This window comes from Pseudomonas sp. GM25 (genome assembly GCF_000282255.1).
GTDB classification, from domain to species: Bacteria; Pseudomonadota; Gammaproteobacteria; order Pseudomonadales; family Pseudomonadaceae; genus Aquipseudomonas; species Aquipseudomonas aphyarum.
The window spans coordinates 108459-133098 of the sequence record NZ_AKJQ01000009.1; the positions used below are offsets into that span (position 1 = coordinate 108459).

The 24640-nt window shown below is 61.6% G+C and carries 20 protein-coding genes and 1 pseudogene; 16 read left to right on the top strand and 5 right to left on the bottom strand.

Going from position 1 to position 24640, the window contains the following annotated elements; all coding sequences use genetic code 11:
* Nucleotides 1-8 precede the first annotated feature (8 nt).
* From PMI24_RS03095 to edd, 3 genes are all read right to left on the bottom strand, one after another.
* Nucleotides 9-740 (bottom strand): response regulator, encoded by a 732-nt coding sequence (locus PMI24_RS03095; RefSeq protein ID WP_007951171.1) that lies wholly within the window; start codon nucleotides 738-740, stop codon nucleotides 9-11.
* A gap of 157 nt (nucleotides 741-897) precedes the next feature.
* Nucleotides 898-1851 (bottom strand): glucokinase, encoded by a 954-nt coding sequence (locus PMI24_RS03100; protein ID WP_007951172.1) that lies wholly within the window; start codon nucleotides 1849-1851, stop codon nucleotides 898-900.
* Entirely contained in the window at nucleotides 1848-3674 is a 1827-nt protein-coding gene (gene edd / locus PMI24_RS03105) for a phosphogluconate dehydratase (protein ID WP_007951173.1), read from the bottom strand. Before edd ends, PMI24_RS03100 begins: the two co-directional genes overlap by 4 nt.
* Before the next feature lie 220 nt (nucleotides 3675-3894).
* Here edd and gap point away from each other — a divergent pair, with 220 nt between their 5' ends.
* The 9 genes and pseudogenes from gap (at nucleotide 3895) to PMI24_RS03145 (ending at nucleotide 14348) form a co-directional block, all read left to right on the top strand.
* On the top strand, nucleotides 3895-4896 hold the full coding sequence (gene gap, locus PMI24_RS03110) for a type I glyceraldehyde-3-phosphate dehydrogenase (RefSeq protein ID WP_007951174.1): 1002 nt from the start codon (nucleotides 3895-3897) through the stop codon (nucleotides 4894-4896).
* A 119-nt stretch (nucleotides 4897-5015) separates the two neighbouring features.
* Nucleotides 5016-5534: an RNA polymerase sigma factor gene (locus PMI24_RS03115; RefSeq protein WP_007951175.1), complete on the top strand. Its 519-nt coding sequence runs from the start codon at nucleotides 5016-5018 to the stop codon at nucleotides 5532-5534.
* Between the two features lie 123 nt (nucleotides 5535-5657).
* A complete protein-coding gene (locus PMI24_RS03120) occupies nucleotides 5658-6623 on the top strand; it encodes a FecR family protein (RefSeq protein WP_007951176.1) in 966 nt (321 codons plus the stop codon).
* A 122-nt stretch (nucleotides 6624-6745) separates the two neighbouring features.
* Entirely contained in the window at nucleotides 6746-9331 is a 2586-nt protein-coding gene (locus PMI24_RS03125) for a TonB-dependent receptor (protein ID WP_007951177.1), read from the top strand.
* Between the two features lie 111 nt (nucleotides 9332-9442).
* Nucleotides 9443-10039 carry a biliverdin-producing heme oxygenase gene (locus PMI24_RS03130; protein WP_007951178.1) on the top strand — a complete coding sequence of 199 codons (597 nt, stop codon included), beginning with the start codon at nucleotides 9443-9445 and terminating at the stop codon, nucleotides 10037-10039.
* Between the two features lie 91 nt (nucleotides 10040-10130).
* Complete coding sequence (locus tag PMI24_RS03135) at nucleotides 10131-10526, top strand: YbaN family protein (protein WP_007951179.1); 396 nt, start codon at nucleotides 10131-10133, stop codon at nucleotides 10524-10526.
* Between the two features lie 453 nt (nucleotides 10527-10979).
* Nucleotides 10980-11987: pseudogene (locus PMI24_RS29705) on the top strand (PDC sensor domain-containing protein); the annotation flags it as partial.
* A 102-nt stretch (nucleotides 11988-12089) separates the two neighbouring features.
* On the top strand, nucleotides 12090-12845 hold the full coding sequence (locus PMI24_RS29710; RefSeq protein ID WP_371320921.1) for a methyl-accepting chemotaxis protein: 756 nt from the start codon (nucleotides 12090-12092) through the stop codon (nucleotides 12843-12845).
* 153 nt (nucleotides 12846-12998) lie between these two features.
* Nucleotides 12999-14348 carry a CoA transferase gene (locus PMI24_RS03145; protein ID WP_007951181.1) on the top strand — a complete coding sequence of 450 codons (1350 nt, stop codon included), beginning with the start codon at nucleotides 12999-13001 and terminating at the stop codon, nucleotides 14346-14348.
* 13 nt (nucleotides 14349-14361) lie between these two features.
* Here PMI24_RS03145 and PMI24_RS03150 read toward each other — a convergent pair whose 3' ends face one another.
* Both PMI24_RS03150 and arcD (PMI24_RS03155) read right to left on the bottom strand, forming a co-directional pair.
* On the bottom strand, nucleotides 14362-15213 hold the full coding sequence (locus PMI24_RS03150) for a DNA-3-methyladenine glycosylase family protein (RefSeq protein WP_045121635.1): 852 nt from the start codon (nucleotides 15211-15213) through the stop codon (nucleotides 14362-14364).
* Nucleotides 15210-16637 carry an arginine-ornithine antiporter gene (arcD, locus tag PMI24_RS03155; RefSeq protein WP_007951183.1) on the bottom strand — a complete coding sequence of 476 codons (1428 nt, stop codon included), beginning with the start codon at nucleotides 16635-16637 and terminating at the stop codon, nucleotides 15210-15212. The genes PMI24_RS03150 and arcD (PMI24_RS03155) overlap by 4 nt, the downstream gene beginning before the upstream one ends.
* A gap of 450 nt (nucleotides 16638-17087) precedes the next feature.
* Here arcD (PMI24_RS03155) and arcD (PMI24_RS03160) point away from each other — a divergent pair, with 450 nt between their 5' ends.
* From arcD (PMI24_RS03160) to gcvH, 7 genes are all read left to right on the top strand, one after another.
* On the top strand, nucleotides 17088-18515 hold the full coding sequence (gene arcD / locus PMI24_RS03160) for an arginine-ornithine antiporter (protein WP_007951184.1): 1428 nt from the start codon (nucleotides 17088-17090) through the stop codon (nucleotides 18513-18515).
* Nucleotides 18516-18549: 34 nt separating this feature from the next.
* Nucleotides 18550-19806: an arginine deiminase gene (gene arcA / locus PMI24_RS03165; protein WP_007951185.1), complete on the top strand. Its 1257-nt coding sequence runs from the start codon at nucleotides 18550-18552 to the stop codon at nucleotides 19804-19806.
* A 69-nt stretch (nucleotides 19807-19875) separates the two neighbouring features.
* The gene (locus tag PMI24_RS03170; RefSeq protein WP_007951186.1) at nucleotides 19876-20886 is read left to right on the top strand and encodes an ornithine carbamoyltransferase; all 1011 of its coding nucleotides are present in this window, start codon (nucleotides 19876-19878) and stop codon (nucleotides 20884-20886) included.
* Between the two features lie 74 nt (nucleotides 20887-20960).
* Nucleotides 20961-21890 (top strand): carbamate kinase, encoded by a 930-nt coding sequence (gene arcC / locus PMI24_RS03175; RefSeq protein ID WP_007951187.1) that lies wholly within the window; start codon nucleotides 20961-20963, stop codon nucleotides 21888-21890.
* A gap of 62 nt (nucleotides 21891-21952) precedes the next feature.
* Nucleotides 21953-22315 (top strand): DUF5064 family protein, encoded by a 363-nt coding sequence (locus PMI24_RS03180; RefSeq protein ID WP_007951188.1) that lies wholly within the window; start codon nucleotides 21953-21955, stop codon nucleotides 22313-22315.
* Nucleotides 22316-22439: 124 nt separating this feature from the next.
* Nucleotides 22440-23948 (top strand): sigma-54-dependent transcriptional regulator, encoded by a 1509-nt coding sequence (locus PMI24_RS03185; protein ID WP_007951189.1) that lies wholly within the window; start codon nucleotides 22440-22442, stop codon nucleotides 23946-23948.
* A gap of 306 nt (nucleotides 23949-24254) precedes the next feature.
* Nucleotides 24255-24638: a glycine cleavage system protein GcvH gene (gene gcvH, locus PMI24_RS03190; protein ID WP_007951190.1), complete on the top strand. Its 384-nt coding sequence runs from the start codon at nucleotides 24255-24257 to the stop codon at nucleotides 24636-24638.
* Nucleotides 24639-24640: the final 2 nt, after the last annotated feature.

Below are 24640 nucleotides of genomic sequence, written 5' to 3' on the forward strand. Positions count from 1 at the left end.
GCAGGAACTCAGTGACCATTGCCGGCAACCACATTGGCTGCCAGCTGGTAGCCGCTGCCGCGCACGGTGCGGATCAGGCGCGGCGGTTTTTCGGTGTCGCGCAGACGCTGGCGCAAACGGCTGACGGCCATGTCGACGATGCGGTCGAGGGGCATCAGGTCGCGGCCACGGGTGGCGTTGCCGATGGTGTCGCGGTCGAGGATTTGCTGGGGGTGATCGAGGAACAGTTTGAGCAGGGCGAAGTCGGCGCCGGACAGAATCACTTCCTCGCCGTCAGTGTGGAACAGCCGATGGCTGACCATGTCCAGCCGCCATTCATCGAACGCCAGCACTTCACTGCCGCCGCGTTCCTGACCGAACTGGGCGCGACGCAGCAAGGCCTTGATCCGGGCTTGCAGCTCGCGGGGGCTGAAAGGTTTGCCGAGGTAGTCGTCGGCGCCGAGCTCCAGACCGATGACCCGGTCGGCTTCGTCGGAACTGGCGGTGAGCATGATGATCGGCACCTGGGCCTGACGCGGATGCTGGCGCACCCAGCGGCACAGGCTGAAGCCGTCTTCATCGGGCAGCATCACATCGAGGATCACCAGATCGCTCGGCGCCTCGTTAAGCGCCTGACGAAAACCGGCGCCATCCGCCGTGGCCCGTACCTGAAAACCCGCGCGGGTCAGGTAGGTTTCCAGCAACTCGCGTATCTCCTGGTCGTCATCGACCAACAAAATCGACTTGTTGACTGAGCTCACTTCGAAGGCATCCTTGTTGTTGGAATTGGGCGGATTATGCCTGATGTGTAGACCGATCGTTCCCACGCTCTGCGTGGGAATGTATCAAGGGACGCGGAGCGTCCAGTGACGCGGAGCGTCACGGGCTGCATTCCCACGCAGAGCGTGGGAACGATCTTCAGCCTTCCTGTTCGAGCGCGACTCCTGCACCGACGAGCCCCGAGTACGGCGCCGTCACCAGCCACACAGGAATCCCCTTGAAGTAATCACTCATGCAGCCCTTGTCGGCAAAGCTGCGGGCGAAACCGCTTTCGAGGAAGAAATCGGCGAAACGCGGAATCACGCCGCCCACGATGTACACCCCGCCACGGCCGCCAGTGGTCAGCACGTTGTTGCCGGCCACGCGACCGAGCCAGCAGCAGAACTGTTCCAGCACTTCCAGGGCGATCGGGTCGCCTGCAAGACCTGCCGCAGTGATGGCTTCCGGCGTATCGAGTTTCGGTTCATGACCATCCACCGCGCAGATCGCCCGGTAGACGCGCGGCAAGCCGCCGCCGCTCAACGCGGTTTCCGCGCTGACGTGGCCGATCTCGTTATGGATGTGCTGCCAGAGCTGGGTTTCACGCGGACTGCTCAGCGGCAGATCGACGTGACCGCCCTCTCCCGGCAACGCGGCAAACCGCCCTTCACCGAGATCAAGCAACGTACCGACGCCCAGGCCAGTGCCCGGGCCGATCACCACTGCCGGGCGCAACGGCTCCGGCGTGCCTTCGCAGACCACGCGGAATTCACCGGGCTGCAATCGGGTCATGCCCAGCGCCATCGCCGAGAAATCGTTGACCAGCAACAACTGCTCGACCTGCAAGGTCTGGCAGAACGCCTTGCGGCTCAGCCGCCAGTGGTTGTTGGTGAACTTGAATTCATCGCCGCTCACCGGCCCCGCCACCGACAGGCACACCGAACCGATGGCGCCCGGCGCCAGACCGAGCCCGCTCAGGTAGAGGTTGATCGCCTCTTCCGGGCTGGCATGGTCGGCCGTGGCCAGCACCTGAACCGATTCGAGCTGCTGATCTTTCCACAACGCAAACCGCGCGTTGGTGCCTCCGATGTCACCGACCAAAGCCAGTTTCAATTAAGCGTCTCCAGGGCAGAAGTGAAGGCGCTGGCGCCCTGCTCCGCCGAGCTGAAGGCCAAACGCATGAAGCCAAACAGTTCGCGACCGCTGCCGATGTTGTTGCCCAACAGGCCTTTGGCAGGTTCGCGCGCTGCGAATTCGGCGGCGTCCACCTTGAGTTCCAAAGTGCCTTTGACGCCATCGACGCGGATGATATCGCCCTCTTGCACGCGCGCCAAAGCGCCGCCTACATAAGCTTCAGGGCTGACGTGGATCGCCGCCGGGATTTTCCCCGACGCACCGGACATGCGCCCGTCCGTCACCAGCGCCACTTTGAAGCCGCGATCCTGCAGCACGCCGAGGAACGGCGTCATCTTGTGCAGCTCAGGCATGCCGTTGGAACGCGGACCCTGGAAGCGCATCACCGCGACAAAATCCTTCTCCAGCAGACCGGCCTTGAAAGCGTCGGCCAGATCCTGCTGATCCTGGAACACCATGGCCGGTGCTTCGACGATCTGGTTTTCCAGCGCCACGGCGGACACCTTCATCACGCCGCGACCGAGGTTGCCTTCCATCACGCGCAAGCCGCCCTCTGCCGAGAACGCACGAGCCACCGGGCGCAGGATGTTTTCGTCGAGGCTGTCGGTCGGGCCTTCGCGCCACACCAGTTTGCCGTTATCGAGGAACGGCTCTTTGGTGTATTGGCTCAGGCCGTGGCCGAGCACGGTGTTGACGTCTTCGTGCAGCAGGCCGGCTTCGAGCAGTTCGCGGATCAGGAACGACATGCCGCCCGCGGCCTGGAAGTGGTTGATGTCGGCCTTGCCGTTCGGATAGACGTGGCTCAGGGTCGGCACGACTTCGGAGAGGTCGGCCATGTCCTGCCAGGTCAGTTGAATGCCCGCCGCCATCGCGATGGCCGGCATGTGCAGGGTGTGGTTGGTCGAGCCGCCGGTGGCGTGCAGCGCGACGATTGAGTTGACCAGCGCCTTCTCGTCGACGATTTCGCCGATCGGCATGAAGTTGCCATTTTGTTTGGTCAGGCGGGTGACCTGATGCGCGGCTTCGCGGGTCAGGGCGTCACGCAGCGGCGTGTTCGGGTTGACGAACGACGCGCCCGGCAGGTGCAGGCCCATGACTTCCATCAGCAACTGGTTGGTGTTGGCGGTGCCGTAGAACGTGCAGGTGCCCGGGCTGTGGTAGGACTTCATCTCCGATTCCAGCAGCTCTTCGCGGGTCGCCTTGCCTTCGGCGTATTTCTGCCGCACGTCGGCTTTTTCCTTGTTGGAAATCCCCGAGACCATCGGCCCGCCCGGGACGAAAATCGTCGGCAGGTGACCGAAACGCAGGGAGCCCATCATCAGGCCCGGTACGATCTTGTCGCAGATGCCGAGCATCAGCGCGCCGTCGAACATGTTGTGGGACAGCGCCACCGCCGTCGACATCGCGATCACTTCGCGACTCGGCAGGCTCAGCTCCATGCCCGGCTCGCCCTGGGTCACGCCGTCGCACATTGCAGGCGTGCCGCCAGCGAACTGGCCGACCGAGCCGATTTCGCGCAGGGCGTTCTTGATCTGTTCAGGGAAGACTTCATACGGCTGGTGCGCCGAAAGCATGTCGTTATATGACGAAACAATTGCGATGTTCGCCGAGTTCATCATCCGCAGGCTGTGCTTGTCTTCGCTGCCACACCCGGCCACGCCGTGGGCAAAGTTGGCGCATTGCAGTTTGCCGCGCATCGGCCCGTCAGTCGCAGCGTCGCGAATCAGCGCAAGGTAAGCCTGACGCGTGGCGCGGCTGCGGGCGATAAGCCGTTCGGTGACCTCAAGAACGCGGGGATGCATGTGTAGAACTCCAGGCTAACGGATGTGGCGACCTGATTGTCTATGCTGATCAAAAGCCCGTTCGCGTGGGATGACGAACGGTTTTCTTGATCATTCGGACCAGTTGATTCAGGTCACTCGTTGTAGATAAAACAAAATATTGCCACTAAAAAGGCTTGTTTTCTATTTTTATGCGAATAATCTTGTAATTCCAACAACAAAACGACGGCGGCGCTGTTCAATGACTCTTCGAATCGCAATCAATGGTTTTGGCCGCATCGGCCGTAATGTCCTGCGCGCACTGTATACCCAAGGCTATCGTCAGGATTTGCAGATCGTCGCCATCAACGATCTGGGCGACAGCGCGATCAATGCGCATCTGCTCAAGTACGACACCGTTCATGGCACATTCGACGCCGAAGTTGCTCATGACAACGAGAGCCTGACCGTCAACGGCGACCGCATTTCGGTCAGCGCCATCCGCAACCCGGCCGACCTGCCATGGGCCGCGGAAAAGATTGATGTGGTGTTCGAATGCACCGGTCTGTTCACCGACCGCGCCAAAGCCGCCGCGCATATTACCGCCGGCGCACGCAAAGTGATTATCTCGGCCCCGGCCAAAGGCGCCGATGCCACCGTCGTTTACGGTGTGAACCACGACATTCTGCGCCAGTCGCACCAGATCATTTCCAACGCGTCGTGCACCACCAACTGCCTCGCGCCAGTCGCGCAAGTGCTGCACCGCGAGCTGGGCATCGAGAGCGGTCTGATGACCACCATTCATGCCTACACCAACGACCAGAACCTGACCGACGTCTATCACACCGACCCGTACCGCGCCCGCTCCGCCACCCAGAACATGATCCCGAGCAAGACCGGTGCCGCCGAAGCCGTGGGCCTGGTGCTGCCGGAACTGGCGGGCAAACTGACCGGCATGGCCGTGCGTGTGCCGGTGATCAATGTGTCGCTGGTCGACCTGACCGTGCAGCTGAAGCGCGAAGCCTCGGCCGATGAAGTCAACGCATTGATGAAAGCCGCGAGCCAGCATTCGAAGATCCTCGGCTACAACACCCTGCCGCTGGTATCGAGCGACTTCAATCACAACCCGCTGTCGTCGATCTTCGACGCCAACCACACCAAATCCAGCGGCAAACTGCTGAAAGTGCTGGCCTGGTACGACAACGAGTGGGGCTTCTCCAACCGCATGCTCGATAATTGCCTGGCGCTGTGCAACGCGGAATAAAACCGCAGCCGCCGTTTTGAGAGCGGGCAAAAGCTTTACCAACCTTTGACAAATCAACGCTTGACCACTCGGGCGGATGATAAGCATTATCATTCGCTCGAAATGGATCAGGTCTTCCCGTGAGTCAATCACACTTCAATCACGTCTTCCTCGCCCAGCGCACTTCGCTGCTGCGGACCCTGGAACGGATGGTCAACAACCACAGCACCGCCGAAGACCTGTTGCAGGAAACCTACCTGCGCGTCACCCGGGCGCTGAGCGAACGGGCCATCGATCACCTTGAACCCTTTGTCTTCCAGACCGCGCGCAACCTGGCGCTGGACCATTTGCGTGCGCGCAAGATTCATTCGCGCACCATGGTCGACGACGTGCCGCAGGACGTGGTGCACAGCGTCGCCGCCCCCGCCAGCAGCGCCGAAGACGCCGCCCACGCCGAACAATTGCTGGAGCGCCTGAACGTGAGCCTCGGTGAACTCAGCCCCCGCCAACAGCAAATCTTCATCCTCAGCCGCCTGCACGGGCATAGCTATCAGGAAATCGCCGAAGAACTGAGCGTGTCCCTCAGCACAGTGCAGAAAGAACTCAAACTGATCATGACCATCTGCATCGGTGTCGCCGAGCGCTTGAACGGCGACTGATTTGTAGGCCTCGTCTGTATTCGACAGGATCGACTGCACTGATCATCGGGCTTTGTTACCCTTGCCCGACTTTTACGCTTCACTAAAAAAACAGCCGTGCACAGACACTGCCGAGGAAACACCGTGACGGACATCCACCGCTCCCCTTCGCCTTCATCGGCGCAGGACGCCGCAAGCGCAATGGACCAGGCTCTGGACTGGCTCATCGTGCTCGGCAGTCCGGACGAGGAGCAGACCCGGCAATTCCATGCCTGGCTGGCGGCCGATCCGTTGAATGCCGAGGCGTTCGCCAAGGCCCAGGCAATCTGGGACGGTCCGCAGATTGCTCAGTGCGCGCAGAACCTCGCCGCACAACCGAAGAAAGTCACCGTCCTCACTCGTCTGCGTCCGCACTGGAAACCGCTGGCCACCGCCGCGGTGCTGCTGCTCGGGCTGTTCAGTTTCAGCAACCTGCCGATGCGTTTGCAGGCCGATCACCTGACCGTGGTCGGCGAGCGTCAGCGCCTGCAGCTTGAGGACGGTTCGAAAGTCCTGCTCAACACCAATTCCGCGTTCTCCAGCACCATCAACGATCAGCAGCGAGTCGCGCGGTTGTATCAGGGCGAAGCGTTTTTCGAGATCCCCGCCAGCCGCAATCAGCCACTGGAAATCGACGCCGGCCCGGTGAAAGCCAGTGTGCGCGATACCGCATTTGCCGTGCGTTATCTGGACGGCGTGGCGCAGGTGCGGGTGCAGCGTGGCGATGTCGATCTGCGTGCGACCCGTGACGATGCCCGTGTGCGTCTGTCTGCCGGGGAAAGCATCCGCATCGGCCCGAACGGTTTCGACCGCCCGGCCAAGGTCGACGCCGCCACCGATCTGGCGTGGGTGCAGGGTCGGCTGATCTTCGAAAACTGCCCGCTGAATCAGGTGCTGGCCGAACTGCGCCGCTACTACCCGGGCTTCATCATCAACACCAACGAACAGTTGGCCGACGTTGCCGTCACCGGCAATTACCGTCTCGACCAGCCGCTGGACGTGGTGCGTTCGCTCGCTCACATCACCTCGGCCAAGCTTCAGGAATTCCCGGCGCTGGTGATTTTGAACTAAATGAGAATTATTTTTACTCGATAGCCAAAGCTCGTTCGTCTCGTTATAGCCAATGCAATTGATTCGCATCTCGCGAGATCAATCAGCACCTATAAAGATTCGTGCGACACGGAGCGCTATCGATGTCCTCACGCCTTACCCGCCAGACTTCTTCCCCTTCCCGCGTGCTGTCGCTGCTGACCGCTGCCATCCTGATGGCCGGCACCGCGCCGCTGATGGCCGCCACCGAACAGCCGACGCGCAACATGGGCGATTACTCGTTCGCCATTGCCCAGCAGCCGCTGGTGTCGGCGCTCAATGCGTTCACCGCCGTCACCGGCTGGCAGGTCGGTTTGCCGGCGGAACTGGGTCAGGACGTGTCGTCGCCGGGCGTGCGCGGTTCGCTGCCACCGGAAAAAGCCCTGGAGCGCCTGTTGGTGGGGACCAACCTGAGCTTCCGCAAACTGAGCAACAACAACGTTGTGCTGGAAAAACGCGCCAGCAGCGGTGCACTTAACCTCGATCAGGTGACCATCAGCGCCACCCGTCAGGAACAATCGGTGAGCAGCGTGCCGGCCACCGTCACCGTGCAGACCCGTCAGGATCTGGACCGCAACAACGTCAACACCATCAAGGATCTGGTGCGCTACGAGCCGGGTGTGTCCGTCGGCGGCGCCGGCCAGCGCGGCGGGATCAGCGGCTACAACATTCGCGGCATCGACGGCGACCGCATCCTGACTCAGGTCGACGGCGTCGAAGTGCCTGATGGTTTCTTCAACGGCCCCTACGCCAAGACCCAGCGCAATTACGTCGACCCGGAAATCGTCAAACGCGTCGAAATCCTCCGTGGCCCGGCCTCGGTGCTGTACGGCAGCAACGCCATCGGCGGCGCCGTGAGCTACTACACCCTCGACCCGGACGACATCATCAAGCCCGGCAAAGACGTCGGCGCCCGCCTGAAGACCGGCTACAGCTCCGCCGACGAGAGCTGGCTGAAATCCGCCACCGTCGCCGGTCGCGCCGACCAGTTCGACGGCTTACTGCACTACAGCCAGCGCGACGGCCACGAAACCGATTCCTACGGCAGCAACAACGGCACGGGCCTTGAGCGCACCGCCGCCAACCCGGAAGACGTGAAAGCCAGCAACGTGCTGGCCAAGATCGGCTGGAACTACAACGCAGGTTCGCGCCTGGGCCTGACCTACGAAAAGTACAAGGATGATCGCGACACCGATCAGAAAAGCGCCTACGGCGGCCCGTACTTCAACGGTGCTCCGACGATCCCGAACAGCGTGCTGCCCGGCGGCATGTACCAGTGGCGTACCGGCAACGACACCATCACCCGCGAGCGTTTCGGCCTGGAGCACAGCTTCGAGCTCGACAGCCTGCTGGCGGACAACGTGAAATGGAGCCTCAACCACCAGACTGCCAAGACCGACCAGAGCACCGACGAGTTCTACTACCCGATCACCCGTAAAGTGCTGCGCACCCGCGACACGATCTACGAAGAGAAACAGTGGGTCTTCGACGCGCAACTGGACAAGGCCTTCAGCATCGGCGCCACCGATCACGTGCTGACTTACGGCACCACCATCAAGCAGCAGAAAGTTACCGGCTCGCGCAGCGGCGACGGCACATGCCTGGCGGTCGGTCGCGGCTGCACCGCGATCGGCGCCACCAGCGCGGCTGACGTATTGAAAAAATCCAGCGACTTCCCGGACCCGACCATCAACACCTACAGCCTGTTCGCCCAGGATCAGATCAGCTGGAACAACTGGACCTTCCTGCCGGGCCTGCGCTACGACTACACCCAGCTCAAGCCGCACATTACCCAGGAGTTCCTCAACACCGTGGCCGCCGACGGCAACGGTACGGTCAGCGACGAGAACAAGACCTGGCATAAAGTCTCGCCGAAATTCGGCCTGACCTACGCCCTGACCGAAAACTACACTTGGTACGGTCAGTACGCCGAAGGCTTCCGCACCCCGACCGCGAAAGCGCTGTACGGCCGCTTCGAGAACAGCACCACCGGCTACAACGTGGCGCCGAACCCGGACTTGGAACCGGAAAAGAGCAAAAGCTATGAAACCGGTCTGCGCGGCAACTTCGAACAAGGCTCGTTCGACGTGGCGGTGTTCTATAACAAGTACCGCGACTTCATCAACGAAGATGCCGTCACCCCGGGCTACAGCGAGCTGACGTTCCAGTCCAGCAACATCAAGCACGCCACCATCAAGGGTGCTGAAGTCAAAGGTCGCCTGAACCTGGATTCCTTCGGTGCGCCGCAAGGCCTGTACACCCAGGGTTCGATCTCCTACGCCTACGGACGCAACAACGACAACGGCGAGCCGTTGAACAGCGTCAACCCGCTGACCGGCGTATTCGGCCTCGGTTACGACCAGGACAACTACGGCGGCCTGCTGAGCTGGACCGTGGTCAAGAAAAAGGATCGCGTCGACGACAGCAACTTCAAGTCGCCGGACGGTGTGAGCAGCCAATTCAAGTCGCCGGGCTTCGGCATTCTCGATCTGGCCGGTTATTACAAGGTCACCGACGACGTCACCGTCAGCGGCGGCATCTACAACCTGACCGACAAGAAATACTGGCTGTGGGATGACGTGCGCGGTTACGACAGCGTCGGCGAAGCGTCGGTGACACAACCGGCCAACCTCGATCGCCTGACCCAACCGGGTCGCAACTTCGCGATCAACCTGGTCTGGGATATCTGATCCGGATGACCTCACGGCGCGCGTGCATTGCCGCGTCGTGAGGTTTTTTTACTGTCCGGCGCTTGCCCGTACGTCTCGTTATCAAGCGCCTCTTCTTTTCAAGGACATCTCATGAGCACCCCGGAAAAAGCCCTGCGTTCGCAACGCCTGAACCAGATCACCCACGAGCCGCACAGCAAACTCGACGCACTGGTCAAGGCCCACGCACCGTTCGAGACCCGCGCCAATTTCGCCCGTTTCGTGGTCGCGCAGTACCTGTTCCAGTCGGAACTGGTGTCGCTGTACAACGATGCCGAACTGACCGCCATCGTCCCTGACCTGCCGGCCCGCTGCCGCGCCGAAGCGGCCAGGGCCGACCTTGCCGATCTCGACACTGAAGTGCCTGCGCCAGTCGCCGGCGCGGTGAAAAACCCGAGCAAGGCCCGCGCCCTGGGCTGGATCTTCGTCTCTGAAGGTTCCAAGCTCGGTGCTGCGTTCCTGATCAAACGAGCCGTAGCGCTGGAGCTGAGCGAAACCTTCGGCGCCCGCCACCTTGGCGAGCCTGAGGGTGGTCGCGCCGAAGGCTGGAAGAGCTTTGTGCGTACCCTCGACTCGCTGCAATTCAGCGCTGAAGAGGAAGCCGAAGTGGAGCAAGGCGCGATTGACGCGTTCAATCGCTTCACCGTGCTGCTGGAACAGGCTTACTCGACTGAAGCCGAACCGGCCTGATTGCTGAACCCCTGTGGAAGCCTGGCTTCCACAGGGAACTGCATAAGCCTGTAAGATTCCCATCCCGCTTCATAAGCCTCTCGCTGAGCCCATGCCCCAACCCGCCTCCTCCCGACTCGCCCGCCTGCTGTTCGGTCTGCTCGCCTATGTCAGTCTCGGCATCGGCCTGATCGCCATCGTCGTGCCCGGCCTGCCGACCACCGAGTTCATCCTGCTCGCCGCCTGGGCCGCGACCCGCAGTTCGCCGCGCCTGAGTGCCTGGCTGGAAAACCATCGGCTGTTCGGCCCGATCCTGAGCAACTGGCGCAACGGCAAGATCATCGCCCGCAAGGCCAAGCTCAGTGCCACCGTCAGCATGCTGCTGTGCGCCACGCTGATGCTGGTGATGCTCGATCACGGCTGGCCGATCTATCTGGCGATTGCAGGCATGACGATGGGCAACCTATGGATCTGGTCACGACCGGAAGCGCTGCCGAAGATTTCCTGATTTTCCCCTTGTTTTCAGGGCTTTTACCCGCGCAAACGTTTAGCCATGACCGTTCGTCGGCATGCGGCTCATGCGCCCTCGCCCCGCGCCGATGAGCATTGAATGGCGCTGAATGGATTTGGCGAACCGGGCACCTCCCTGCCCCGTAGCCAACAGTTCATTCATTCGCGAGAACGTCCCATGTTCGACTCTCTGTCCATTCGCCTGAAAATCGTCCTGCTGTCCGGCCTGTGCCTGCTCGGCGTGGTTGCGCTGATCGTCGGCATCAACATCTACCAGACCAACCAGAACGACGAACTGGTCAGCCAGTCGAGCAGCAAGATGCTCACCGCCAGCGTGCAGGATCTGCTGCAGGCCAAGGCGGCCGAGCAGGCGGTGCAAGTGCAGAAAACCTTCGGCGAAAGCCTGTTGGTGATCACCGCGCTGGCCGACCAGATCAAGGACATGCGCGTCATGGCCGCCAAGCGTTCGCTGGACGCCGGCGCCCTGCGTGAAGAATTGAACCTGAGCCTGAAGACCGCCTTCGAGCGCAACAGCAAGGTGCTCGGCATCTGGCTGGCGTTCGAACCGAACGGGCTGGACGGCAAGGACAGCGAGTTCGTCAACGACGCCGCACGCCAGTCCAACGAAGCCGGGCGCTTCGCCACCTACTGGAGCCGCGCCGCCGGTTCTGCGCTGAATACGATCATGGTCGAAGAAGACATGACCAAGACCACCCTCAGCCTCAGCGGCACGCCCTATAACAGTTGGTACACCTGCCCTCGCGACAACAAGCGCACCTGCCTGCTCGACCCGTACGCCGACACTGTGGGCACCAAGGAAATGCTCATGACCACGATTTCCGTGCCGCTGCTGGTGGACGGCAAGGCCATCGGCGTGGTCGGTATCGACATCGCTCTCGATGCGCTGCAAGCGGCGGCCGTGGGTTCCCAGCGCGAACTGTTCAACGGTGCCGGGCACATGCTGATTGTCTCCGGCAGCGGCGTGTTGGGTGCCTACAGCACCGACGCGACCAAGGTCGGCAAAGGCATCGCCGAAACCCTCGGCGCCGAAGGCAAGGACATCCTGCAACTGCTGAGCGCCGGTACGCCGAAGATTCTCGAACAGGGCGACCTGATCCGCGCCGTGTACCCGGTCGATCCGATCGGCAACTCCCGCGCCTGGGGCGTGGTCATCGACCTGCCGAAACAAGTGCTGCTGGCCGACTCGGTCAAGCTGCAAGCCGTACTCGACGACGCGCAGGAAACCGGCACGATTACCGCCCTCGCCGTTGCAGTGATCGCCGGTCTGATCGGCCTGGTGCTGATCTGGCTCACCGCCTCGGGCGTGACCCGTCCGATCAACAGCGTTGCCGAGATGCTGAAGAACATCGCCAGCGGTGAAGGCGATCTGACCCAGCGCCTGAACTACACCAAAAAGGATGAACTGGGCGAACTGGTGAACTGGTTCAACCGCTTCCTGGACAAGCTGCAACCGACCATTGCCCAGATCAAACAGAGCATCACCGAGGCCCGTGGCACCGCCGATCAGTCGTCGGAAATCGCCCGCCAGACCAGCGAAGGCATGCAGGTGCAGTTCCGTGAGATCGATCAGGTGGCCACCGCCTCCAACGAAATGAGCGCCACCGCCCACGACGTGGCCAACAGCGCGTCGAATGCGGCCAACGCGGCGAAGGGCGCCGACCAGTCGGCCAAGGACGGGATGTCGATCATCGAGCGCAGCACCCGCGACATCAATCAACTGGCGGACGAAGTCAGCAAAGCGGTGACCGAAGTCGAAGAGCTGGCAGTCAACAGTGAGCAGATCGGTTCGGTGCTGGAAGTGATCCGCAGCATCGCCGAACAGACCAACCTGCTGGCGCTGAACGCTGCGATCGAAGCGGCCCGTGCCGGTGAAAGCGGTCGTGGTTTTGCGGTGGTGGCCGACGAAGTCCGTAACCTGGCCAAGCGCACCCAGGATTCGGTGGAAGAAATCCGCGTGGTCATCGAACGTATCCAGACCGGCACCCGTGGCGTGGTCGCGACCATGCACTCGAGCCAGACCCAGGCCCACAACAACGCCGGGCAGATCCGCCAGGCCGTGGACGCCCTCGGCAAGATCAGCGACGCGGTCACCGTGATCAGCGACATGAACCTGCAGATCGCCAGCGCCGCCGAACAGCAAAGCGCCGTGGCCGAAGAGGTCAACCGCAACGTCTCGGCGATCCGCACCGTCACCGAAACCCTGACCGAACAGGCCACCGAATCGGCTGCGATCAGCAGCCAGCTCAACGCCCTGGCCAGTCAGCAGATGAAATTGATGGATCAGTTCCGCGTCTAGAACATCACTGTCATCCCTTCCCTGATCGTTCCCACGCTCCGCGTGGGAATGCAGCCCAGGACGCTCCGCGTCCAGCTCCTGAACTGGAACGCAGGGCATGGGAACGATCTCGTCATCTGTTCTATGATCAAGCCCTCTTCCGGAGGGCCTTCGATGACTGATCTGCTCACGTCCATTCAAGCCGCGCTCGGCTTGTCCCCCACGCCGATTCCGTTCACCGCCGAGGGCGCCCTGCCTTCGGCGTTTGCCGTCACCGACCTTGCCTGCGCGAGCATTGCCGCTGCCGGGCAAGCCGTCGCCGAACTCCTTCAGCAGCAAACCGGCGACTTGCCCACTGTAGAAGTCGACCGCCGACTCGCCTCGTTCTGGTTCGCCACGTCGTTGCGACCGATCGGCTGGGAAGTGCCGCCGCTGTGGGATCCGGTGGCCGGCGACTACGCGACCAAAGACGGCTGGATCCGACTGCACACCAACGCCCCGCATCACCGCGCCGCCGCTGAAAGCGTGCTCGGCGCCTGTGCCGACCGCGCAGCGATGGCGGCGAAAGTCGCGCAATGGGCCAGTGCCGATCTGGAGCGAGCGGTGGTCGAGGCCACGGGCTGTGCGGCTGAAATGCGCAGCTGGGAACAGTGGCAGAAACATCCGCAAGGGCTGGCGGTGAATGCCGAACCCTTGGTGCATTTCAGTGATGGGAAAGACGAAAGCCATCAACCCTGGCATGGCTCGGTGGCGCAGCCATTGGCCGGGCTCAAGGTGCTCGACCTGACCCGCGTCCTCGCCGGCCCGACCGCCAGCCGCTTCCTCGCGGGGCTCGGCGCCAATGTGCTGCGCATCGACCCACCGACCTGGAACGAACCCGGCGTGGTGCCGGAAGTGACCCTCGGCAAACGTTGTGCACGACTGGATCTGCATGAGCCGGCGGATCGCGCAGTGTTCGAAAGTCTACTCAAGGATGCCGACATTCTGCTGCACGGCTATCGCGCCGACGCCCTTGAACATCTCGGCTTCGACGTCGAGCGTCGCCGACAACTGGCGCCGGGGCTGATCGATGTCTGCCTCAACGCCTACGGCTGGAACGGCCCGTGGCAGAACCGCCGGGGCTTCGACAGTCTGGTGCAGATGAGCAGCGGGATTGCCGAAGCCGGGCAGCGCTGGAAGCAGGCGGACAAACCGACACCGCTGCCGGTGCAAGCGCTGGATCACGCGACGGGGTATCTGATGGCGGCGAGTGTGATCCGGTTGCTGGCTGAACGGTTGCGCAGTGGTCGAAGTGGATCGGCACGGTTGTCGCTGGCGCGGACGGCGAAGTTGTTGGTTGAGCGTGGGGCTGGGACGGATGAAACGTTGCGTCCGGAAAATCCACAGGATCAAAGCTCGCTGGTGGAGCAGACACCTTGGGGGCCGGCGCATCGGCTACAAGCGCCGCTTCGCATCGCAGGAACGCCGTTGCAGTGGGCATTGCCGGCGACCGAGTTGGGCTCACATCCAGCACAATGGTTTTGAAGGCGTGCGGATATCAATCCGCACGACTCAAAGACGCCCACAAAACCTGCGCCGCATACCCCCGAAACGGCCGCCAGGCCTCTGCCCGAACAGACAATTCCCGCGCCGTCATCCGCTCCCCTTCCAGCACCTCCAACGCCCGCAGCAATCCCACATCGCCAGTCGGAAACCCGTCCATGTCCCGCAACTGCCGCAGGGCAATGTACTGCGCCGTCCAGTCGCCAATCCCGTGCAGCGCCAGCAAGCGCGCCGTCCCGGATGCAAACAGCAACGGATCCTCCAGCGACGCCTGCGCCACCCCGGACAAGGTGCGCCCGCGACTTTTCGGCATGCCCAGCGCGGCCAGATCAGCGTTCGCCAAAACCGCAGCCCGAGGAAAAACGTGAGTCAGGCCCGGCACCGCAGAACGCAAAGGCTCGCCATACTGCGCCACCAGTTTCCCCGCCAGCCGAATCGCAGCGACCACGGTGATCTGCTGTCCCAGCACCGCCCGAAACGCCAACTCCAAACCGTCCCACGCCCCCGGTACCCGCAACCCCGGACGCTCGGCGATTAGCCGCGCCAGCAGCGGATCCGCCGCCAGATGCCGCTGCATCGTCGGCAAATCCGCATCCAGGTCAAACATCCGTCGCAAGCGCGCAACAATCTCGGGAACCGCCGACGGATCCGGGAAATCCAGTTCCACCTCCATTGCATCACCGTCACCGGGCCAGACCGAAACCGTGCCGTGAAGCCCATTCAGCCCGATGCTGCGCGAATACACGCCATCGACCACCGTCTCCATCCCCGCCACAGCCCGGGCCGCGAGAAACCCGAGCATCGCCGGCCAGTCACAGGATCCCTGATAGTCGAGCCGTAACCTCACAGAGACAACACGCCGCTGTACAACCCGTAGGCCGCGAGCCCGGCCCCGGCAATGACGCAGGTGAAAATCCCCTTCTCGAGCGTGGTGAACAGCGGCTCGCCCTGCTCATGCTTGGCCTTGGCGAACAGGATCACCCCCGGCGCATACAGCAGCGCCGACAACAGCAGGTATTTCACCCCGCCGGCATATAACAGCCACACCGCGTAACACAGCGCGATGCCGCCGATCAGCAGATCCTTGGTGCGTTCGGCGGAGGCATGTTCATAGGTTTCGCCCCGTCCACTGAGTAACACGGCATAGGCGGCCGACCACAGATACGGCACCAGAATCATCGACGAGGCGAGGTAAATCAGACTGGTATAAGTGCCAGCGGAAAACAGCGTGATCAGCAGGAAAATCTGGATCATCACGTTGGTCAGCCACAACGCATTGACCGGCACATGGTTGGCGTTTTCCTTTTTCAGGAACGCCGGCATCGTATTGTCCTTGGCGGTGGCGAACAGGATCTCCGCGCACAACAGCGCCCACGACAGCAACGCACCGAGCAACGAAATGGCCAGGCCCACACTGATCAGCAGCGCGCCCCATGGCCCGACAATGTGTTCCAGCACGGCGGCCAGCGACGGGTTCTGCAAGGTCGCCAGTTCCGGCTGGCTCATGATCCCCAGCGACAACACATTGACCAGCACCAGCAGCGCCAGCACACCGATGAAACCGATCACCGTGGCGCGGCCCACATCCGAGCGCTTCTCCGCCCGTGCCGAGTAAACGCTGGCGCCTTCGATACCGATGAACACGAACACCGTGACCAGCATCATGTTGCGCACCTGATCCATCACGCCGCCGAAATTCGGGTTGCTGCGGCCCCAGATATCCCGGGTAAACACGTCCGCCTTGAAGGCCACGGCGGCAATGACCACGAACATGATCAGCGGAATGATCTTGGCCACGGTGGTCAACTGATTGATCAGCGCGGCTTCCTTGATCCCGCGCATCACCAGAAAGTGCACGGCCCACAGCAACACCGAAGCGCAGCCGATGGCAATCGGCGTATTGCCTTGACCGAACACCGGAAAGAAGTAGCCAAGGGTGCTGAACAGCAACACGAAATACCCGACGTTGCCCAGCCAGGCACTGATCCAGTAACCCCACGCCGAAGAGAACCCCATGTAGTCGCCGAACCCGGCCTTGGCGTAGGCATACACGCCGGAGTCCAGTTCCGGTTTGCGGTTGGCCAAGGTCTGGAACACGAAGGCCAGGGTGAGCATGCCGATCGCCGTGATGCCCCAGCCGATCAGGATGGCGCCAGCATCGGCGCGGGCCGCCATGTTCTGCGGCAGGGAAAAAATCCCCCCGCCAATCATCGAACCCACCACCAGGGCGATCAGTGCGCCAAGGCGCAGCTTTTGCGTCGGTTGCGACATTCCAGCGTCTCCAAGTTCCAGAGCGGCGAATGCCGCGAAACCGTTATGCAACCGGCTTTTAACTAAATGGATAAAGCGTAATGACGTTTATTGAATAACGCCAACTTGCGCCTTTTATATATAGCCATTGGCGCTAACGCCCTAGCACGCTCAGACAGTTTTGTGCGCGAATCCTAATAAATCAATTCTGTACTGAAAACAGCGGTGAAAAATTTGCCAAAACCTGAAAAGGAACTAGCGTGATAATTCGAAAGTAATAGGATCCATTCTTAACCACTTCGGACAAAAGGCCTCTAGGACGGGCCTTCCAGACAATAGCTTTATGCCTCCAGACGTTTCATAAGTCATTCATTAACAATGGAATGTGACTATGCACTGATCTAAGTCAGCTGTTTGAAAAGCCAACAGAACTACGCTGTGAACTCTTCTCTCCTGCAATGGAGTCATGCAATGTCTGAAGCTCCCGGAAAACTACGACTAGGTGCACTGGTTGCATTGGTAGTCGGTTCAATGATCGGTGGCGGGATATTCTCTTTGCCACAAAACATGGCCGCCAGTGCCGACGTCGGCGCGGTACTGATTGGCTGGGCCATCACCGCTGTCGGCATGCTCACCCTCGCTTTCGTCTTCCAGACCCTCGCCAATCGCAAGCCTGACCTGGACGGCGGTGTCTACGCCTACGCCAAGGCCGGTTTCGGCGATTACATGGGTTTCTCCTCGGCCTGGGGTTACTGGATCAGTGCCTGGCTGGGCAACGTCGGTTACTTCGTTCTGCTGTTCAGTACCCTCGGTTACTTCTTCCCGGTTTTCGGTGAAGGCAACACTGTTGCAGCCGTGATCGGCGCCTCTGTCCTGTTGTGGGGCGTGCACTTCCTGGTGCTGCGCGGGATCAAGGAAGCGGCGTTCATCAACCTCGTGACCACCGTCGCCAAGGTCGTGCCGCTGCTGCTGTTCGTGCTGATCGCGGTCTTCGCCTTCAAACTGGACATCTTCACCGCCGACATCTGGGGCGTGAAAAACCCGGACCTGGGCAGCGTGATGAACCAGGTGCGCAACATGATGCTGGTCACCGTGTGGGTGTTCATCGGCATCGAAGGCGCGAGCATCTTCTCGGCCCGAGCGGAAAAACGTTCGGACGTCGGCAAGGCGACCGTGATCGGTTTCATCACCGTGCTGCTTTTCCTGGTGCTGGTGAACGTGCTGTCGCTGGGCATCATGACCCAGCCGGAACTGGCCAAACTGCAGAACCCGTCGATGGCCGCCGTGCTGGAGCATGTGGTCGGTCACTGGGGCGCGGTGCTGATCAGCGTCGGTCTGATCATCTCGCTGCTGGGTGCGTTGCTGTCGTGGGTGCTGCTGTGTGCGGAGATCATGTTCGCCGCCGCCAAGGACCACACCATGCCGGAGTTCCTGCGCAAGGAGAACGCCAACCACGTGCCGGTCAACGCCCTGTGGCTGACCAACGCGATGGTGCAGCTGTTCCTGATCATCACCCTGTTCTCGGCCAGCACTTACCTGTCGCTGATCTACCTCGCCACTTCGATGATTCTGGTGCCGTACCTGTGGTCGGCGGCCTACGCCCTGCTCCTGGCGGTGCGCGGCGAAAGCTACGAAGGCTTCGCGGCCGAACGGCGCAAGGACCTGATCATCGGCGGTATCGCCCTGATCTACGCGGTGTGGCTGCTCTACGCCGGTGGCGTGAAGTACCTGCTGCTGTCGGCCCTGCTTTATGCCCCCGGCGCGATCCTGTTCGCCAAGGCCAAGCTCGAACTCAAACAACCGGTTTTCACCAACGTCGAGAAGCTGATTTTCGCCGCAGTGGTCGTGGGCGCCCTGGTGGCAGCCTACGGACTGTATGACGGCTTCCTGACTCTGTAATTGCCCAACGTTTTCACTCTGGAGGATCACTGAAATGACCACGGAAAAAGCTAAGTACGGCGTCCATTCCGAAGCCGGCAAACTGCGCAAAGTCATGGTTTGCTCCCCAGGTCTGGCCCATCAGCGGCTGACCCCGAACAACTGCGATGAACTGCTGTTCGACGACGTGCTGTGGGTCGCCCAGGCCAAGCGCGACCACTTCGACTTCGTGACGAAGATGCGTGAGCGCGGGATCGAAGTGCTGGAAATGCACAACCTGCTGACCGACATCGTTGCCATCCCCGAAGCGCTGGACTGGATCCTCGAGCGCAAGGTCACCGCCGATTCGGTGGGCCTGGGCCTGATCAACGAAGTCAAATCCTGGCTGAAAAGCCTGGAGCCGCGACACATCGCCGAATTCCTGATTGGCGGCGTGTCCGCCGATGACCTGCCGGACAGCTTCGGTGGCAAGACCATCCAGATGTTCCGCGACTTCCTCGGCCACTCCAGCTTCATTCTGCCGCCGCTGCCGAACACTCAGTTCACCCGCGACACCACCTGCTGGATCTACGGTGGCGTGACGCTGAACCCGATGTACTGGCCGGCGCGCCGTCAGGAAACCCTGCTGGCCACCGCCATCTACAAATTCCATCCGCAATTCACCAACGCCGAGTTCGAGATCTGGTACGGCGACCCGGACAAGGATCACGGCAGCTCGACCCTCGAAGGCGGCGACGTGATGCCGATCGGCAACGGTGTGGTGTTGATCGGTATGGGCGAGCGCTCGTCGCGTCAGGCCATCGGCCAACTGGCGCTGAACCTGTTCAAGAACAAGGCCGTGGAAAAAGTCATCGTCGCCGGCCTGCCGAAGTCCCGCGCGGCGATGCACCTGGACACCGTGTTCAGCTTCTGCGACCGCGACCTCGTCACGATCTTCCCGGAAGTGGTCAACCAGATCGTCGCCTTCACCCTGCGCCCTGACGAAAGCAAACAGGGCGGCATCGACATCCGTCGCGAAGAAGGCACGTTCCTCGACGTCGTGGCCAAAGCCCTCAACCTGCCGAAACTGCGCGTCGTCGAAACCGGCGGCAACAGCTTCGCCGCCGAACGCGAGCAATGGGATGACGGCAACAACGTGGTGGCCGTGGAGCCGGGCGTGGTCATCGGCTACGACCGCAACACCTACACCAACACCCTGCTGCGCAAGGCCGGGGTCGAGGTCATCACCATCAGCGCCGGCGAACTGGGCCGTGGCCGTGGCGGCGGCCACTGCATGACCTGCCCGATCGTGCGCGACCCAATCGACTACTAAACGACCATCTCCCCGGCCGCACTGACCCTGTCGCGGCCGGGCCGATTACCGAATCCAAGGAGAATCATCATGGCGTTCAACATTCACAACCGTAACCTGCTCAGCCTGGAACACCACACCCCACGTGAGCTGCGTTACCTGCTCGACCTGTCCCGCGACCTCAAACGCGCCAAATACACCGGCACCGAGCAGCAACACCTGAAGGGCAACAACATCGCCCTGATCTTCGAAAAAACCTCGACCCGCACCCGCTGCGCGTTCGAAGTCGCCGCTTATGACCAAGGCGCCAACGTCACCTACATCGATCCGAATTCCTCGCAGATCGGCCACAAGGAAAGCATGAAGGACACAGCCCGCGTGCTGGGTCGCATGTACGACGCCATCGAGTACCGTGGCTTCAAGCAGGAAATCGTCGAAGAGCTGGCCAAGTTCGCTGGCGTGCCGGTGTTCAACGGCCTGACCGATGAATATCACCCGACCCAGATGATCGCCGACGTGCTGACCATGCGTGAGCACGCCGACAAGCCGATCCACGAGATCAGCTACGCCTACCTGGGCGACGCGCGCAACAACATGGGCAATTCGCTGCTGCTGGTCGGCGCCAAACTCGGCATGGACGTGCGCATCTGCGCGCCGAAAGCCCTGTGGCCGCACGACGATCTGGTGGATCGCTGCAAAAAATACGCGGAGGAAAGCGGCGCTCGCATCACCCTGACCGAAGACCCGAAAGCAGCGGTCAAAGGCGTGGACTTCATCCACACCGACGTCTGGGTATCGATGGGCGAGCCGGTGGAAGCCTGGGCCGAGCGTATCCAGCAACTGCTGCCGTATCAGGTCAACGCCGAGCTGATGAAAGCCACCGGCAACCCGCGCACCAAGTTCATGCACTGCCTGCCGGCGTTCCACAACAGCGATACCAAGGTCGGCAAACAGATCGCCGAACAGTATCCGCACCTGAAAAACGGCATCGAAGTGACCGACGACGTGTTCGAGTCGCCAGCCTGCATCGCCTTCGAGCAAGCGGAAAACCGCATGCACACCATCAAGGCGATTCTGGTGTCGACTTTGGCTGATCTGTAAGCGTTGACCATTGACCTGCGAGCGCCGCAAAAAGCAGCGCCCGCAGGCTCACCGAATTCTGAAAGGACTGCATTATGCGTATCGTCGTAGCTCTGGGCGGTAACGCCCTGCTCCGCCGTGGTGAGCCGATGACCGCTGACAACCAGCGCGCCAACATCCGCATCGCCACCGAGCAAATCGCCAAGATCCATCCCGGCAACCAACTGGTCATCGCCCACGGCAATGGCCCGCAAGTCGGCCTGCTGTCGTTGCAGGCCGCGGCCTACACCTCCGTCACCCCTTACCCGCTGGACGTGCTCGGTGCCGAAACCGAAGGCATGATCGGCTACATCATCGAACAGGAACTGGGCAACCTGCTGGACTTCGAAGTCCCGTTCGCCACCCTGCTCACCCAGGTCGAAGTCGACGCCAACGACCCGGCCTTCAAGAACCCGACCAAACCGATCGGCCCGGTCTACGAGAAAGCCGAAGCAGAAAAACTCGCCGCCGAAAAAGGCTGGGCCATCGCCCCGGACGGCGACAAGTTCCGCCGCGTGGTCGCCAGTCCACGGCCGAAACGCATCTTCGAAATCCGCCCGATCAAGTGGCTGCTGGACAAGGGCAGCATCGTGATCTGCGCCGGCGGTGGCGGCATCCCGACCATGTATGGCGCTCACGGCAAGCTGCAAGGCATCGAAGCGGTGATCGACAAGGACCTGTGCTCGGCGCTGCTGGCCGAACAGCTGGAGGCGGATTTGCTGGTGATCGCCACCGACGTCAACGCGGCGTACATCGACTTCAAGAAACCCACCGAGAAAGCCATCGCCCAGGCCCACCCGGACGAACTCGAACGCCTTGGCTTCGCCGCCGGCTCCATGGGGCCGAAGGTGCAGGCAGCCTGTGAATTTGCGCGCCATACTGGCAAGGTCGCTGTGATCGGTTCGCTCTCGGACATCGAAGCCATCGTCCAGGGCACCGCCGGTACGCGGGTCAGCACGGCAGCGCCGGGCATCACCTACCGATAAAAAGAAACTCCGGGGGCAGACCTCAGGTCTGCCCTTCTCCCATGCCTTGAAAGGAGAAAACCATGGCCCAGTTCGAACCCGGCCGCTTGCACATCGAGCGTCACGCGTTGACTGACGATGACGTCAATTACAACGTGTGCCTCGACTATGAAGTGTTCACCGATCCTCAGAAAGGCAAAGGGATACAGTTCACCCTGCACGGCAGCATGCAGGGCAAGGACATGAAGGAGACGTTTTTCCTGCCCAAGGAAGAGGCCTACAACTTCGCCCGCGACGTGACCCGGATCGCCGAGAAATACGGGATTCCCAAGGCGCACAGCCAGATCGGCTCGGTGCACAAGCATTACGACCTGATGTTTGAAGACATCCGCAAGCAGTTGAATATGCAATCCGGGGATCCGGTTAATCCCGAGCATTTCGAGTAACCCTTTTCTAATGATCGTTCCCACGCTCTGTGTGGGAACGATCAGCGCAGGACGCAGATTTCACCATTTCCCCGCCCCAAGGCATACTTGCCCCCCTCCGCACTCCAGAACCCAGAACCGCCCCATGCGTATCCACGTCAGCTTCATCGACCGCGTCGGCATCACCCAGGAAGTCCTGGCCCTGCTCGGTGGGCGCAATCTCAATCTGGATGCGGTGGAAATGGTTCCGCCGAACGTCTACATCGACGCCCCTACCCTCAGCCCGCAAGTGCTCGAAGAACTCAAAGATGCGTTGTTCCGGGTGCGCGGCGTAGAAGCTGTGGTAGTGGTCGACATCCTCCCCGGTCAGCGTCGGCACTTGCAGCTCGACGCGTTGCTCGCGGCGATGACCGACCCGGTGCTGGCGCTGGACAGCGCCGGCAAGGTGCTGCTGGCCAACCCGGCGCTGATCGCTCTGTACGGCCGCGAGCCGGCGGGCGAAAGCGTCTCGGAACTGTTCAACGATCCGGGCCTGCTCGAAACCTTGCTCGAACAAGGCTTCCGCCTGCCGCTGCGGGAAATCACCGTCAACGGCCAGACCCTGTTGCTCGACGCCACGCCGATCACCGACGCTGGCGCCCTGCTGACCCTGTATCAACCGAACCGTATCGGCGAACAACTCTCGGCGCTGCATCACGATCACGCCGAAGGTTTCGATGCGCTGCTCGGTGAATCGCCGCCAATCCGCACCCTCAAGGCCCGCGCCCAGCGTGTCGCGGCCCTCGATGCGCCGCTACTGATCCAGGGCGAAACCGGCACCGGCAAGGAACTGGTGGCCCGCGCCTGTCACGCCATCAGCGCCCGGCACAGTGCGCCATTCCTCGCACTGAACTGCGCGGCCCTGCCGGAGAACCTCGCCGAGAGCGAACTGTTCGGCTACGCCCCCGGCGCCTTCACCGGCGCACAACGCGGCGGCAAACCGGGGCTGATGGAACTGGCCAACCAGGGCACGGTGTTCCTCGATGAGATCGGCGAGATGTCGCCGTACTTGCAGGCCAAACTGCTGCGTTTTCTCAACGACGGCAGCTTCCGTCGGGTCGGTGGTGATCGTGAGGTAAAGGTCAACGTGCGCATCCTCAGCGCCACCCACCGCGACCTGGAGAAAATGGTCAGCGAAGGCCTGTTCCGCGAAGACCTGTTCTACCGCCTCAACGTGCTCAATGTTGAAGTGCCGCCGCTGCGCGAACGCGGTCAGGACATTCTGTTGCTGGCGCGCTATTTCATGCAACAGGCCTGCGCGCAGATCCAGCGTCCGGTTTGTCGGCTCGCGCCCGGCACCTATCCGGCGCTGCTCGGCAACCGCTGGCCAGGCAACGTGCGGCAATTGCAGAACGTGATCTTCCGCGCCGCCGCCATCTGCGAAAGCAGCCTGGTGGACATCGGCGACCTCGACATCGCCGGCACCTCGGTGGCGCGCCAGACCGACACTGACGTCGACAGCCTCGAAGAAGCCGTGGAAGCGTTCGAGAAATCGCTGCTGGAAAAACTCTACGTCAGCTACCCCTCGACCCGCCAACTGGCCAGCCGCCTGCAAACCTCGCACACCGCAATTGCCCATCGGCTGCGCAAGTACGGGATTCCGGGCAAAGCCTGACACCACGCCAAAAGCGACCTCCATCTGTACTGAAAGCGCTACAGCGGAACGATATCGCTACACCCTCCTCCGATCACCGCTGTGCAAGGCTTTGATCCGGTTCAGCTTTTTTCTTCGCCCCGCGCTGTAGCGATTTCGCTACAGCCAACGTGATCGCGCTCGCCTACAAATCAATCAATCCATTGATTTATAACGATATTTTTACGTTGGCCGCGTTCTTGCTAAGTAACCGCTCATAAAATCAGGGCATTGCCGCCCGAGTATTCCACCGCGTCCACCAGACGAGTCTGGCCCCTAGGAGATTCCATGAGCGAGTTGCGTTTTACTGAAGATCACGAATGGCTGCGCGCCGAAGCCGATGGCTCTGTCACCGTTGGCATCACCGCTTTCGCGCAGAACGCCCTGGGCGACGTGGTGTTCGTGCAACTGCCTGAATTGCAGGCGTACGAGAAAGGCGCCGAAGCCGCCACCGTGGAATCGGTAAAAGCCGCCAGCGGCGTTTACATGCCACTGGACGGTGAAGTCCTGGCCACCAACCCGGCCCTGGAAGACAGCCCTGAGCTGGTGAACGAAGACCCGCTGGGCGAAGGCTGGTTCTTCCGCTTCAAGCCAGCCGACGCTTCTGCCGTCGCCAAGCTGCTGGATCAGGACGCCTACGACCGCCTGATCAAAGCCCAAGCCGAAGCCTGAGG

What these genes read in the sequence shown, in the direction of transcription:
- edd (WP_007951173.1), bottom strand. Translation starts at nt 3,674, where the DNA reads ATGCATCCCCGCGTTCTTGAGGTCACCGAACGGCTTATCGCCCGCAGC.
- gap (WP_007951174.1), top strand. Translation starts at nt 3,895, where the DNA reads ATGACTCTTCGAATCGCAATCAATGGTTTTGGCCGCATCGGCCGTAAT.
- PMI24_RS03125 (WP_007951177.1), top strand. Translation starts at nt 6,746, where the DNA reads ATGTCCTCACGCCTTACCCGCCAGACTTCTTCCCCTTCCCGCGTGCTG.
- PMI24_RS03130 (WP_007951178.1), top strand. Translation starts at nt 9,443, where the DNA reads ATGAGCACCCCGGAAAAAGCCCTGCGTTCGCAACGCCTGAACCAGATC.
- PMI24_RS03135 (WP_007951179.1), top strand. Translation starts at nt 10,131, where the DNA reads ATGCCCCAACCCGCCTCCTCCCGACTCGCCCGCCTGCTGTTCGGTCTG.
- PMI24_RS29710 (WP_371320921.1), top strand. Translation starts at nt 12,090, where the DNA reads ATGCAGGTGCAGTTCCGTGAGATCGATCAGGTGGCCACCGCCTCCAAC.
- PMI24_RS03145 (WP_007951181.1), top strand. Translation starts at nt 12,999, where the DNA reads ATGACTGATCTGCTCACGTCCATTCAAGCCGCGCTCGGCTTGTCCCCC.
- arcD (WP_007951183.1), bottom strand. Translation starts at nt 16,637, where the DNA reads ATGTCGCAACCGACGCAAAAGCTGCGCCTTGGCGCACTGATCGCCCTG.
- arcD (WP_007951184.1), top strand. Translation starts at nt 17,088, where the DNA reads ATGTCTGAAGCTCCCGGAAAACTACGACTAGGTGCACTGGTTGCATTG.
- arcA (WP_007951185.1), top strand. Translation starts at nt 18,550, where the DNA reads ATGACCACGGAAAAAGCTAAGTACGGCGTCCATTCCGAAGCCGGCAAA.
- PMI24_RS03170 (WP_007951186.1), top strand. Translation starts at nt 19,876, where the DNA reads ATGGCGTTCAACATTCACAACCGTAACCTGCTCAGCCTGGAACACCAC.
- arcC (WP_007951187.1), top strand. Translation starts at nt 20,961, where the DNA reads ATGCGTATCGTCGTAGCTCTGGGCGGTAACGCCCTGCTCCGCCGTGGT.
- PMI24_RS03180 (WP_007951188.1), top strand. Translation starts at nt 21,953, where the DNA reads ATGGCCCAGTTCGAACCCGGCCGCTTGCACATCGAGCGTCACGCGTTG.
- PMI24_RS03185 (WP_007951189.1), top strand. Translation starts at nt 22,440, where the DNA reads ATGCGTATCCACGTCAGCTTCATCGACCGCGTCGGCATCACCCAGGAA.
- gcvH (WP_007951190.1), top strand. Translation starts at nt 24,255, where the DNA reads ATGAGCGAGTTGCGTTTTACTGAAGATCACGAATGGCTGCGCGCCGAA.